At 70.3% G+C, this 11,948-nt stretch carries 14 protein-coding genes and 2 tRNA genes; 8 read left to right on the top strand and 8 right to left on the bottom strand.

The features are described 5' to 3' along the window. Positions 1-127: 127 nt before the first annotated feature. The 6 genes from QLQ12_RS03765 to QLQ12_RS03740 all read right to left on the bottom strand — a co-directional run bounded on the left by QLQ12_RS03765 (position 128) and on the right by QLQ12_RS03740 (position 5,375). Complete coding sequence (locus QLQ12_RS03765) at positions 128-661, bottom strand: GNAT family N-acetyltransferase (RefSeq protein ID WP_282757106.1); 534 nt, start codon at positions 659-661, stop codon at positions 128-130. Further along, positions 658-1,653: an endonuclease/exonuclease/phosphatase family protein gene (locus tag QLQ12_RS03760; RefSeq protein WP_282757105.1), complete on the bottom strand. Its 996-nt coding sequence runs from the start codon at positions 1,651-1,653 to the stop codon at positions 658-660. Before QLQ12_RS03760 ends, QLQ12_RS03765 begins: the two co-directional genes overlap by 4 nt. Before the next feature lie 95 nt (positions 1,654-1,748). Further along, positions 1,749-2,222, bottom strand: coding sequence for a hypothetical protein (locus QLQ12_RS03755; RefSeq protein WP_282757104.1), 474 nt, complete (start codon positions 2,220-2,222; stop codon positions 1,749-1,751). 135 nt (positions 2,223-2,357) lie between these two features. Next, positions 2,358-2,600, bottom strand: coding sequence for a hypothetical protein (locus QLQ12_RS03750; RefSeq protein ID WP_282757103.1), 243 nt, complete (start codon positions 2,598-2,600; stop codon positions 2,358-2,360). A gap of 112 nt (positions 2,601-2,712) precedes the next feature. After that, positions 2,713-4,053: a M16 family metallopeptidase gene (locus QLQ12_RS03745; RefSeq protein WP_282757102.1), complete on the bottom strand. Its 1,341-nt coding sequence runs from the start codon at positions 4,051-4,053 to the stop codon at positions 2,713-2,715. Then, positions 4,050-5,375, bottom strand: a complete 1,326-nt coding sequence (locus QLQ12_RS03740) for a M16 family metallopeptidase (protein ID WP_282757101.1) — start codon at positions 5,373-5,375, stop codon at positions 4,050-4,052. The genes QLQ12_RS03745 and QLQ12_RS03740 overlap by 4 nt, the downstream gene beginning before the upstream one ends. 78 nt (positions 5,376-5,453) lie before the next feature. On the opposite strand from QLQ12_RS03740, the gene arfB reads away from it, so the two are divergent. Beyond that, positions 5,454-5,891: an alternative ribosome rescue aminoacyl-tRNA hydrolase ArfB gene (gene arfB / locus QLQ12_RS03735; protein ID WP_282757340.1), complete on the top strand. Its 438-nt coding sequence runs from the start codon at positions 5,454-5,456 to the stop codon at positions 5,889-5,891. Between the two features lie 118 nt (positions 5,892-6,009). Here the strand turns inward: arfB and QLQ12_RS03730 are convergent, their stop codons facing one another. Further along, the gene (locus QLQ12_RS03730) at positions 6,010-6,951 is read right to left on the bottom strand and encodes a 3-methyladenine DNA glycosylase (RefSeq protein ID WP_282757100.1); all 942 of its coding nucleotides are present in this window, start codon (positions 6,949-6,951) and stop codon (positions 6,010-6,012) included. Positions 6,952-7,084: 133 nt separating this feature from the next. On the opposite strand from QLQ12_RS03730, the gene QLQ12_RS03725 reads away from it, so the two are divergent. From QLQ12_RS03725 to QLQ12_RS03710, 4 genes are all read left to right on the top strand, one after another. After that, positions 7,085-8,014: an ABC transporter ATP-binding protein gene (locus tag QLQ12_RS03725; protein WP_282757099.1), complete on the top strand. Its 930-nt coding sequence runs from the start codon at positions 7,085-7,087 to the stop codon at positions 8,012-8,014. Continuing rightward, positions 8,011-8,826 carry an ABC transporter permease gene (locus QLQ12_RS03720; protein WP_282757098.1) on the top strand — a complete coding sequence of 272 codons (816 nt, stop codon included), beginning with the start codon at positions 8,011-8,013 and terminating at the stop codon, positions 8,824-8,826. Before QLQ12_RS03725 ends, QLQ12_RS03720 begins: the two co-directional genes overlap by 4 nt. Positions 8,827-8,834: 8 nt before the next feature. Continuing rightward, a complete protein-coding gene (locus QLQ12_RS03715; protein ID WP_282757097.1) occupies positions 8,835-9,077 on the top strand; it encodes a helix-turn-helix transcriptional regulator in 243 nt (80 codons plus the stop codon). Between the two features lie 102 nt (positions 9,078-9,179). Then, on the top strand, positions 9,180-9,974 hold the full coding sequence (locus QLQ12_RS03710; protein ID WP_282757096.1) for a fumarylacetoacetate hydrolase family protein: 795 nt from the start codon (positions 9,180-9,182) through the stop codon (positions 9,972-9,974). Here QLQ12_RS03710 and QLQ12_RS03705 read toward each other — a convergent pair. After that, the gene (locus QLQ12_RS03705; protein ID WP_282757095.1) at positions 9,963-10,667 is read right to left on the bottom strand and encodes a TetR/AcrR family transcriptional regulator C-terminal domain-containing protein; all 705 of its coding nucleotides are present in this window, start codon (positions 10,665-10,667) and stop codon (positions 9,963-9,965) included. The two genes, QLQ12_RS03710 and QLQ12_RS03705, sit on opposite strands and share 12 nt — an antisense overlap. A 46-nt stretch (positions 10,668-10,713) precedes the next feature. On the opposite strand from QLQ12_RS03705, the gene QLQ12_RS03700 reads away from it, so the two are divergent. The 3 genes from QLQ12_RS03700 to QLQ12_RS03690 all read left to right on the top strand — a co-directional run bounded on the left by QLQ12_RS03700 (position 10,714) and on the right by QLQ12_RS03690 (position 11,794). After that, entirely contained in the window at positions 10,714-11,517 is an 804-nt protein-coding gene (locus tag QLQ12_RS03700; protein ID WP_282757094.1) for an NAD(P)H-binding protein, read from the top strand. Between the two features lie 63 nt (positions 11,518-11,580). Then, positions 11,581-11,652: transfer RNA gene (locus tag QLQ12_RS03695), tRNA-Gln, on the top strand. A 69-nt stretch (positions 11,653-11,721) separates the two neighbouring features. Next, positions 11,722-11,794: transfer RNA gene (locus QLQ12_RS03690), tRNA-Glu, on the top strand. The last annotated feature ends 154 nt before the right edge of the window (positions 11,795-11,948 follow it).

The following is an 11,948-nucleotide window of genomic DNA, read 5'->3' as shown; positions in this document are numbered from 1 at the left end:
GACCCCGAACGACACAGCCCCGGGCAGGTCGCCCGGGGCTGTGGATTGGCTTCGCGGATCAGCTCAACAGACACGCCGGGAGAGTTCCGGCGCGGTCGTCATCGAGCTGAGCATCATGCCGACGATGCTAGGAGTTCTCGTTCCGGGCGGCCAGCCAGTTTTCCGCCAGAAGCTGGTAGAGGTAGTGGTCCTGCCAGTCACCGGCGATCCGCAGGTACCGCTGCGCCATCCCGAACCGCTCGAAACCGTTGCGTTCGAGAACACGCTGCGACCGCACGTTGTGCAGCAGGGTGCCCGCCTCGACCCGATGCAGACCGTAAGTGGTGAACGCGGCCTCGACCACCGCGGCGACAGCGGCGCTCGCGACCCCGCGCCCCGCGACGTCCGCCGCCACCCAGTAACCGAGGTTGGCCGACTGGAACGCGCCGTGCACGACGTTCGACAGGTTGACCCGGCCGATGATCCGGCCGTCCTCGACGATCGCGTGCGGCAGCGCGTTGCCCGCCCGCATCAGATCGGAGATGATCTGCCACTGGCCGGCGGCGGTGTAGTAGGACTCGTCCCGCTCCGGGTCCCAGGGCTCCAGATGCTCCCGGTTGGCCCGCAGCAGGGCGGCCAGTTCTTCCGCGTCGGCCGGGCTGATCAGGCGGATCCCGGTCATGCCGTGGGAACCGTCACCCAGGCGATCACCGAGCGATGATCGGTTTCCTTCACGCTGTGCACCTGCACATCCTGCACGCCGATCCGCTCGTCGACCAGCACGTGATCGATGGTGACCGGCGGAATCGGATCACCGTCGTACGGTCCCCAGGTGCCGATCCAGCCCTTGCCGACCGCGTCGGCGGCGTCCCGGTAGCCGGTGGCGATCAGGTCACGCAGCGGCTTGTGGTCGAGTGTCGCGTTGAAGTCACCCATCAGGATCTTGGGGAGGCCGCCCTCGGCCGGCACCTGATCACGCAGGTCGGCCGACCAGCCGGAGACCATATCCGGGTGGGCCGGGGCCAACGGGTGCACCGACTCGACGTAGATCGTCGCGGCGCCCGGCACCTGGATCGTCGCGTGCGCCTGCTGGAAACCGCCGTCGTTACGCCGGGCGGCCTGCTCGGCGAACGGGAAGCGGGAGTAGAGGCCCGAACCGCTCGCACCCCACTCCGGAGCGGGCTGGTTGAACGGCAGGATCGTCTCCAGGCCGGCCGCCTTCAACGCTGCCTGTCCGTGCTCGGTGAATTCCTGCACCGCCAGCACGTCCACCCGGTTGTCGCGCACCAGCTTCACGATCTCGTTCGCGTCGGCGTCGCTGAACAGCAGGTTCGACGTCATCACGCGCATCTCGACGCCCTGGGACGGGCCTCGGTCGGCATCGGCCAGGACACGCGGCACCACAGCCTGCCCGAAACCGAAGGCGATCAGCGTGGCCAGCGCGGCGGCCGCCCCATTGCGGGCGATCAGCGCGACCCCGACTGGAACCAGGGTCCAGACGGCGACATAGGGCGTGAAGGCCAGGAACTGGACCCAGAGGCCACCCTCCCACCCGAAGGTGCGGGCCGGGAACCAGATGGCCGCCGGAACCAGGAGCAGCCAGACCAGAGAGGCCCGGACGATGCGTCGCCGTGCGGCCGGGCGTGCCGCGGGCGGTGCGTCGGTGATCGTCATGGCGGCGACGTTAGCCGCCCGCCGCCACCGCATCGGACCAACGCGGCCCAGGTCACATCATCGACAACCGTCGCGATTCGCCCGGCCTGGGCACGTCAGTCGATGAGCGGTCCGCCCAGGTCAGCCACCTGCTCGGCGGTCGCGGCCCGCTGAATCCATTGATCGAGCTGGTCCAGGTCGGTACATTCAGCGATCTTCATGCGCGCCTCGTCGGGCACCTCGATGCCACGGGCCGTGAGAAACGCGAGAATCGCCTCAGCCTTGGCCGCGGCTTTTCCGGCGGCGAAGTGCCGGCGCGCGAAGTCACTCTGGAACGGATAGTCCGTGGTGGTCATGAAGTCCTCCAGTAGCTTGCGGGTTGCGGTCGGCAACGCCGTGAGCATGACGTCATGGTATAGCGCGGCGTGGGCCGCATCGATGACGTCCAGGGCGTTGACCAGCGCTTCGAAAAGGGGAAGCGGGTCGGAACGGTCGGCGTGGGCAAGGGTCGAGAGCACGGCGAGCTCGGGCAGCCGCCGGGCCATGCCGGGATCGGTGACGACAGGAATGCGCTCCGGGCCGAAAGCCATCGGAGTGACCCGTGACCCAGGCGGGCCGATGGCGATCGGGTCGGTGGCCCAGGCGGCGACCTTCGGGTCCGGGCAGAGCGCCAGCAGGACGACCGGGCATCCCAGGCGTGCGTGCAGGGTGGCGACGTAGGCGGGTCAGCTGCGGCGTTTCTTGGTGTCGACGCGGAGCTGCACCTCGATGACGACCGCCAGCACGTCGGCGCCTGACCGGGTCAAGGTGACCACGGCATCGGCGCGGTACTCGGTCGGGGCGACATCGGTGAGCTCGGCGGAGGAGAGGTGGGCTTCCTCGTACTCGGGAAGTGCGCCGTGCAGCGGGCCGTCAAGTAGTTCCGCAGCGAGAGGGCCTGCTCCGGAACATTTCGATGAGGGTTTCATGCAGTTGTGACGGCATGGGAGAAGCGTAGAGCTAGTTGCTCCACGACCGCTAGTCTCTTGACAGGAGTAGTTGTCTGACAGGGGGTGGGCCCGCGCCCACCCCCTCGCGGCGTCAGATGTCGGAGTCGATCAGGTCGCCGAACTCGGTGAGCTCCTCGCGGATCGCGGCGCCGTCGCCCTCGACGACCAGGGTCAGCCCGTCGACGGCCAGGTGCTCGGCCGCGGCCTTCGACACCTGCTCGACGGTGGCCTCCAGGTATTCGCGGCGCAGCGTCTCGTAGTAGTCGTCCGGAAGGCCGTGCACCACCAGGGTGGCCAGGGCGCCGGCGATCGCCCCCGGCGTCTGCATCTCGACCGACAGCTGGCCGGCCCGCCACGAGCGCGCCACCTCCAGCTCCGCCTCGGTGACGCCCTCCCGCTGGGTGCGGGCGATCTCCCCGAGGGTGTCCCGGATCGCCGGAGCGGTCACCGCGGTCTGCACCCCGGCGGCCACCTCGAAACGGCCGGACCGGCGGGTCATCGCGTACGACCCCCGGATCCCGTACGTGTACCCCTTCACCTCGCGGATCAGATGGTTCAGCCGGGACGTGAACGCCCCGCCGAGCACGGTCGCCGCGAGCGTCATCGGCACGTAGTCGGGTGTGGCCCGCTCCGGCGCCCGGTGCCCGAGCCGCAGCGTCGACTGCACCGAGTCCGGCCGGTCCACCAGGATCGTGCGCCGCCGCGGCGGGAGCCGCACGCCGAGCGGCCCGGCCTGCTCCAGCGGGTCGCCGGACGTGCCGTCGAACGCGGCCTCCGCCAGCGCCGCCAGGTCGAGCGCGTCCAGGTCGCCGGCGACCAGCAGCACGCCGGGCCGCCGCAGCCACGCCTCGTGGAAGGCGAGCACGTCGTCGACGGTCACCGCCGCCACCGAGGTGGGATCGCCGTGCAGCGGGCGGCTGTACCGGCCGTCATCGCCGAACAGGTCGGCGCGCAACGTGGCGTCGGCTCGCGGGCCGGGCTGCGCCCAGTCCATTCGCAGAGCGGTCACCTCGTCGTCGCGGACACGCGCCACGTCCGCCGGATCCAGTTTCGGCGTGCGGGCGGCCTCGGCGGCCAGCCGCATGGCGTCGGCCAGCAACGGGCCGGGCGCCGACACCCCCACCCGGAAGGTGTCCCAGTCGACCCCGGGGGACAGTTCGGCGCCGAGACTCTCCAGCGCGAGGGCGTACGCCGCCGAGTCGCGTTTGCGGGTGCCCTCCTCCAGCGATTTGGCGAGCACGGTGGCCGTACCCTCGCGGCCGTCGGTCTCCCGGGCGGCGCCGGCGTCGAGCAGCAGCAGCGCGCTGGCGAGGATCTGCCCCGGCAGGTGGGCGGCGATCACCGTGCCGCCGTGGGCGGTGACCCGGCGGACGGCGGGGAAGGCGTACGGGCGGGCCGCTCCGGTGCCCGGGCGCGTGGTGACGAGGGTCATGAGGGCTCCCCGGGAACGTAGGTGAGGGTGACGCGGGACTCGGGGCGCAGCACGTGCGCGGCGGCCTCGGTGACGTCGTCGGCCGTGACGGCCAGCCACTTCGGCAGGCGGTCGGCGGCGGTGGCCGGGTCACCGAACTGGGTGGCGTACCGGCCCAGCAGGTCGGCGCGGCCGCCGACCGTGGAGACGCCCCGCCACCACGCGGTGGTCAGCAGCGCCTTGGCCCGGTTCAGCTCGTCGGGGGTGACCGGCTCGTCGATCAGGCTCTGCACCACCTCGGTCAGGCCGGCCTCCAGGGCGTCGATCCCGACGCCGTCCTTGGCGGTGGCGGTGATGATCAGCGGGGCCGGCGCGTGCGCCAGGTCCACCCCGTACGCCCCGATGTAGTCGGGCTGGGCGATCCGGGAGCCGTCGGCGAGCCGCTGGTAGAGGCGGCTGCCACGCCCGTTGCCGAGCACCGTGGCGAGCACCGTCACCGCGTCGTAGCCGGCCGTGCCGAATGGGTACGTCCGGTGCGACAGGTAGATCCGGGGAGCCGGCACCTTGGCGGTGACCGCCTCGCGGACCGCCTCGGTCGCCGGGGTCGGCAGGGTTCCGTCCGGGGCCGCCGGGATGCCCGGCACCGTGGCGATCGCCCCGAAGTACTTCTCCGCCAGCGCGAACACCTCAGCCGGCGTGGTGTCCCCGACGACCGTGAGCACGGCGTTGTTCGGCGCGTAGTACTGCTGGTGGAACGCCTGGAAGGTTTCCAGGGCGGCCGCGTTCAGGTCCTCCATCGACCCGATCGTGGCGTGATGATAGGGATGGCCCTGCGGGTAGAGCAGCGGCAGCAGACGCAGCCAGGCGTCGCCGTACGGCACGTTCTCGTACCGCTGGCGCCGCTCGTTCTTGACCACTTCGCGCTGGTTGTCGAGCGTCTCCTGGGTGAGCGCCGGAACCAGCCCGCCCATCCGGTCCGCCTCCAGCCAGAGCGCCAACTCCAGGTGCTCCGACGGCATCGTCTCGAAGTAGTTGGTCCGGTCCGGGTTGGTGGTCGCGTTCAGCGAACCGCCGTTGCCCTGCACCAGCTTCATGTGCTCGGTCTTCTTCACGTGCTGCGACCCCTCGAACATCAGGTGCTCGAAGAGGTGCGCGAACCCGGTCTGGCCTGGCGGTTCGTGCCGGGAACCGACGTCGTACCAGAGGTTGACGCAGACGACCGGGGCCGTCCGGTCCTCGCTGACGACGACGCGCAGGCCGTTCGCGAGCTGCGCGGTTTCGATGGGCCACGGATACCCGGTCGTGGCGACCGGTGCGGATGGTGACGTCACCCGTGCAATCATGCCCTGTCCGCCGCATTTCCGGCGCGGCTGCGCCGCTGCCGGTCGATAACCCCATGGCACATGATCGGTCCGGGTGCGATGCTGGGCGGCGTGCTTGAGGACGTACGGGTGAACGACCGCCTGACCATCCCGGCGGCCGAACTCGCGTGGCGTTTCTCCCGCGCGAGCGGCCCGGGCGGTCAGGGCGTCAACACCACCGATTCGAGGGTCGAGCTGTCGTGGGACCTGCTCGGCTCCGACCTGCTGCCCCCGATGTTGAAAGCGCGCGCCGCCGAACGCCTCGGCGCCCGCCTGGTCCAGGGTGTCATCACGATCACCGCCGCCGAGCACCGCTCGCAACTTCGCAACCGGGAGGCGGCCGCCGATCGCCTCGCCGGGCTGATCGCCGGTGCGGTCGCGGCGCCACCCCGGGCCCGCCGTGCGACGAAGCCGACGCGCGGTTCCGTGGAGCGCCGCATCTCCGAGAAGAAGCGCCGCGCCCAGACAAAACGAAACCGCCGCCCCGACCACGACTAGCCAACCGCCATCACCCACCCGCCTTACCGCTGCCCTCCAGCGCCGACCTTGTGGAGTTGTCCGGCCACGGTGCGCCGGAAGTCCGCAAGATCGCGAAACGGCGAGGGGGGCGGCGAGGTCAGCGATGGTTGAAGGGGGCTACTGCCTCGCGATTTTGGGCGGCGGCCGCCGGGCCGAGCAGGGCCTCGCAGACGCGGATGAGACGGCTGCGCAGGCCGGCCGCGCGGCGGGCCAGCTCCCGCTGGCGGGCGACATACTCCGCCTTGCCCTCCGGGGTTTCGATCTTGACCGGGGGATGGCCGTAGGAGGCCAGGTCGTAGGGGCTGGCCTGCATGTCCAGCAGGCGGATCTCGCCGGCCAGGGCGAAGCAGTCGAGGGCGAGGGCGCCGGGAACGGCGGGGCCGAGCTTCTGCGCCCACTTGTGCACGTCCATCGCGGCGTGCAGGCAGCCGGGCTGGTCGAGGTCGATCTGGGTGGCCCGGGTGGGCTGCAGGCGGTTGAGCCCGACGGCCTCGGGAGTGAAGAAGCGGAACGCGTCGTAGTGGGTGCAGCGAATGCTGTGCTGCTCGACCACCTCGTCGGTGCCGGCCTGGCCGAGGCGCAGCGGCAGCTCGTGGCGGTGCTCGTTGTCGCGGTAGACCATGGCCCACTCGTGCAGGCCGAAGCAGCCGGAGAAGACCGGGCGGGACGCGGTCGCGGTGAGCAGGCCGTGGATGTAGCGGACGCTCTCGGCGCGGGCGTGCATGAACGCGTCCTGGTCGAGGGTGACGACGCCGTCGGGATGGGACAGATAGAACTTCCACCCGGCGTGCTCGGCCAGGCCGTCGGGAGCCGGTGACAGGCCGGTGCCGACGCCGGGGTGCCAGCGGCGCAGCAGTGACGGGCGGGTCCCGTAGTAGTCGTAGAGAAAGTCCTCGATGGCGTGTTTCTCGCCCGCGGCGCGGCGGGCACGGTGGCCCGCGGTCATCTGGTCGGCGCGCTCCGAGTGCGCCCGGGCGAGGGGAATCCAGGTGACCGAGGGCAGCGTGGTGGTGAGTGCCCTCACCTGCTTGATCCCCATCGCACCAATGTATCTAGCCAAGGCGATCAACACGATCACCGTTTGGCGCGAATGAGTTCCGACACCAACGTTGGCACTGAAGATGTGTGCCGACATGTAGTAGATGTACTACGACATTGATAGTGTGCGTTACATGACGGGATCGGTAATGGCCGCGGGGTCCGTGGTCGACACGCCGGGGGCAGACCCGGTGATCGACGTCCGGGATCTCCGCATGCGTTATGGCGACAAGGAAGTGCTGGCCGGTGTCGACTTCTCGGCACGTGCCGGCGAGGTGGTCGTGCTGCTCGGGCCGAACGGCGCCGGCAAGACGACCACGATCGAGATCCTGGAGGGGTTCCGGGCGCGGTCCGGTGGCCACGCCCGGGTGCTCGGGGTCGATCCTGCGGCCGGCGACGAGCGGTGGCGGGCCCGGCTCGGGGTGGTGCTGCAGTCGTGGCGCGACCACAGCAAGTGGCGGGTCCGGGAGCTGCTCACGCATCTCGGGTCCTACTACGAGGCGTATTCGACGGCGGAGAAGCGCCGGCCCTGGGTGGTGGACGAACTGCTCGAGGTGGTCGGTCTCACCGCGGCGGCCGGCACCGCGATCGGCAGGCTCTCCGGTGGCCAGCGGCGCCGGCTCGACGTGGCGATCGGCATCGTCGGGCGACCCGACCTGCTCTTCCTCGACGAGCCGACGGTCGGCTTCGACCCGGAGGCGCGGCGTGACTTCCACGACCTGATCCACCGGTTGACCGATGTGGACTCGACGACCGTGCTGCTGACCACGCACGACCTGGACGAGGCGGAGAAGCTGGCCGACCGCATCCTGATCCTGGCCACCGGGCGGATCGTCGCGAGCGGCTCGGCCGACGAGCTGTCCCGGCAGGTGGCCGGCGAGTCCGAGGTCCGCTGGACGCGGGACGGGCGGCGGTTCGTGCACTCGGCGGCCGACGCCACCTCCTTCGTGCGCGAGTTGTTCGGCCAGCACGGCGAGGCCATCGGCGACCTCGAGGTGCGGCGGGCCGGCCTGGAGGAGACCTACATGCGGCTGGTCCGCGAGGCGGAGGGGGAGGGGCGATGAGACGGCTGATCGGCGCCGGTGTGCGGCGCGGCGTGATCGAGTTGCGCCAGACGGTGACCAACGTCGCCGACGTCATCGGCTACCTGTTCGCGCCGGTCATGCTGATCGGCTGGTTGCAGGTGATCAAGGGCGACGAGGTGCCCGGCTCGACCGTGTCGCTCGGCGCCTACAGCCTGGTCAGTTCGCTGGCCCTGCTGCTGGTGATCAGCGGGGTGACGTCCACGGCGCAGTACCTGACGATGGACCGGGAGGATGGCACGCTGCTGCGGGCCAAGGCCACGCCGAACGGCATGATCGGCTACCTGATCGGCAAGATCGTGCTGGTGGCCGGAGTCATGGTGCTCACCTGCGTGGTGACGCTGCTGCCGGGTTCCTTCCTGGTCGAGGGGCTGCGGTTCGACGGCGGCACCTGGCTGACCCTGCTCTGGCTGCTGCCGTTGTCGATGCTGGCCCTGATGCCGGCCGGCGCCATCCTCGGTTCGTTCTTCGAGACCGCCCGGGGCGCCGCGATCCTGATGCTGCCGGTGCTCGGCCTCACCGCCATCTCCGGCATCTTCTATGCCCACTCGGTGCAGCCGGGCTGGCTGCAAGGTGTGTCCCAGGTCTTCCCGATGTACTGGCTGGGATCGGGGCTGCGCTCCGCGTTCCTGCCCGGTGAGCCGGAGCGGCAACTGGCGACGGCCGGGGTGCTGGCGATCTGGGCTGTGCTCGGGCTCGGCCTCGCTCCGCGTATCCTGCGGCGGATGGCCAGGCGGGAGTCCGGCTCGCTGGTCGCGGCCCGCCGCGAGCGGGCGATGTCCCGGACCATTTGAGGGAGCACATGGCCAGCGAGGTCACCTACAACCGGATCGCGATGCTGCGTGCCGAGCGTGGCATCACGCGGCGGCAGCTCGCCGACGCTCTCGGGGTGCACTACCAGACGGTGGGTTACCTGGAGCGCGGCGAGTTCAGCCCGAGCCTGCATCTGGCGCTGCGCATCTCCGGCTACTTCGAGGTGCCGGTCGAGGTGGTCTTCGCCCTGGAGCCGTTCCCACGGCTCGGTGCGGAAACCCGACCGGCGTAGATTTCGGGGTGGTCCGGCTGGTTCTCCGTGCCGCCCCGGCGACTGGCGGGGAGGCACGGAGAGCCAGCCGGGAGTCCGCACTGCTAGAGATGGGGTTCACCCGTGCGCTTCGCCCGTTTTGTCCATTCCAAGGGAGTCTCTTTCGGCGTCGTCGAGGGCGACGGCTCCTCGGGACTGACGGTCGCCGAGATCGACAGCCTGCCCTTCAACGAGGTGCGCCTCACCGGGCAGCGATGGGCGCTGGCCGACATCCGGCTGCTCGCCCCGATCTTCTCCAGCAAGGTGATCGGTGTCGGCCGCAACTACGCCGACCACGCCGCCGAGATGGGCAACGAGGTGCCCAAGGAGCCGCTGATCTTCATCAAGCCGTCCACCTCGGTGATCGGCCCGAACGACGCGATCCGGATCCCCGCGGTCACCAACCGGGTCGAGGAGGAGGCCGAGCTCGCCGTCGTGATCGGCGCGACCGGCGCCCGCCGCGTCGACCGCGCCGGCGCCGAGAAGGCGATCTTCGGCTACACCTGCGGCAACGACGTGACCGCCCGTGACCTGCAGCGTTCCGACCCGCAGTGGACCCGGGCCAAGGGCTTCGACTCGTTCTGCCCGATCGGCCCGTGGATCGTCACCGGCCTGGACGTCAGCGACATCGAGGTGCGCTGCGAGGTCGGCCGTGACCCGGAGGCGATGGAGGTGCGCCAGATCGGGCGGACCAAGGACATGGTCTTCGACATCCCGAGCTTGATCTCCTACGTGTCGCACGTCATGACGTTGCTGCCGGGCGACATCATCCTGACCGGCACGCCCGCCGGTGTGAGCCAGATCGTGCCGGGCGACACCGTGTCGGTCAGCATCCAGGGCATCGGCGAGCTGCGTAACCCGGTGGTCTCACTCGACTGACCGCTCGATCCCGTCGAGCAGCAGGGCCAGGCCGTACTCGAAACCGGCCTGGTCCTCGAACCCGCCCGCGTTCCACAAGGCCGTCATCGCCGGGTAGGCCTCGACGTCGAACCACTTCTCCCAGAACTCGCCCCGCTCCAGCCACCACGACTCGGTGGACTGGCCGCTGATCCGGCTGAGCCGGGCGTCCTCGCCGGCCTCCCGGGCGAAGGCGTAGACATACGCCGTCACCGCCAGCGCCGCCCGGTTGATCTGCCCGGCGGGCACGCCCGCGCCGGTCATCGTGGCGACCAGGAACTCGCGCTCGGCCATCGTGCCCGGACCGAGCGGCGGCCGGACCAGCGACACCTCGGTCAGCCAGGGGTGCGTCACGAACATCTCCCGGGTGCGCTCGGCGAAGACCGCCACCCGATCCCGCCAGCTCTGCTCGGTGGCCGCCAGATGACGGGCCAGCAGCACATCGTCGACCATCGCCGCGATCAGATCGGCCCGGGACGGCACGTAGGTGTAGAGCGTCATCGTCGCCACCCCGAGATCCGCCGCGACCCGCGCCATCGAGGCCGCCTCCAGCCCGTCTGCGTCGGCGATCCGGATCGCGGCGGCCACCACCGCGTCGACGCTGAGTCGCGGCGGGCGTCCGGTGGGCTTCTTCGCGGGAAGAGTGCGGCGCCAGAGCAGTGGGTAGTTCTCCATGATTCCGTATACCCTACGGGAAAGCCTTTCCGTAGGGAGTACGAGAATGAGGATCCTGGTCACCGGAGCCACCGGAAACGTCGGCCGGATGGTCGTCGACGAGTTGCTGGCGCTCGGCGCTACCGAGGTGCGGGCCCTGACCGTCGACCCGACCCGAGCCGCGCTGCCACCCGGCGTCGAGGTGGTGAAGGGCTCCTTCAAGCGGCCCGGCGCGGTCGCCGAGGCGCTGAAGGGCGTCGAGAAGCTCTACCTCGCGCCCGACCCCGCCACCGCTTTCGAGGTCTGCCGGCTGGCCGCGGACGCCGGAGTGCGGCACATCGTCGACATGGCCGGGACGAAAGGGGACCACTGGCAGGGAGTCGAGGACGGCGTGGAGGCCTGCGGCGTGCCGTTCACCCATCTCGAACCCGGTGAGTTCATGGCGAACGCGACTCTCTGGGCCCCGCAGATCCAGGCCGGCGACGAGGTCCGGGACGCGTACCCGGACGCGATCAACGCGCCGATCGCCCAGGAGGACATCGCCGCCGTCGCCGCCCGCGTGTTGCTCTCCGAGGATCACCAGGGCAGGTCCTACGAGCTGACCGGCCCCGAGGCGCTCAGTCGTCCCGCGAAGGTCGCCGCCATCGGCACGGCCCTGGGCCGTGAGCTCACCTACACGGAGTTGACCGGTGACGCCGCGATCGCTCAGTTCGAGCAGGTCATGGGCGAGTACGGCCGTTGGTACCTGGACGGTCTCGCGCAACTCACCGAGCATCCTCAGCAGGCTGTGCCGGCCGTTTCCGACCTGCTGGGCCGCCCGGCGATGCGTTACGTGGAGTGGGCGCGCCGTCACGCTGATCTATTCGGGTAACCCGATTTGGTGGGCCGGGGGGCCTCGGGTAAAGTTCTCCACGGCACGGCAAGCCGGGCCAAATGGGGTATGGGGTAATTGGCAGCCCGGCTGATTCTGGTTCAGCTAGTCTAGGTTCGAGTCCTGGTACCCCAGCGCAGCCCTCCTCCGGGAGGGCAGTGCTGGAAAGCAGTTATCGCTGGAAACAGCGAGATAGCACGTCCTGGTCCCGTCGTCTAGCGGCCTAGGACGCCGCCCTCTCAAGGCGGTAGCGAGGGTTCGAATCCCTTCGGGACTACATTCGGCAACGGCCCGCATCTTCTGATGCGGGCCGTTTCGCATTCCACCACCCTCATCTCATACGCGGCCCGCCGCGCCCCGCCGCAGCCATCGACGTCGCGTGAGCTCCCGCGCGACGTGGGCGCCACTCGCGGGCTGGGGCCCTGTCGCAC

The organism is Actinoplanes sandaracinus, assembly GCF_030009775.1.
GTDB classification, from domain to species: domain Bacteria; phylum Actinomycetota; class Actinomycetes; order Mycobacteriales; family Micromonosporaceae; genus Actinoplanes; species Actinoplanes sandaracinus.
The sequence above is the reverse complement of the archived record's forward strand: the minus strand, read 5'-3'. Positions and strand labels throughout refer to the sequence as shown.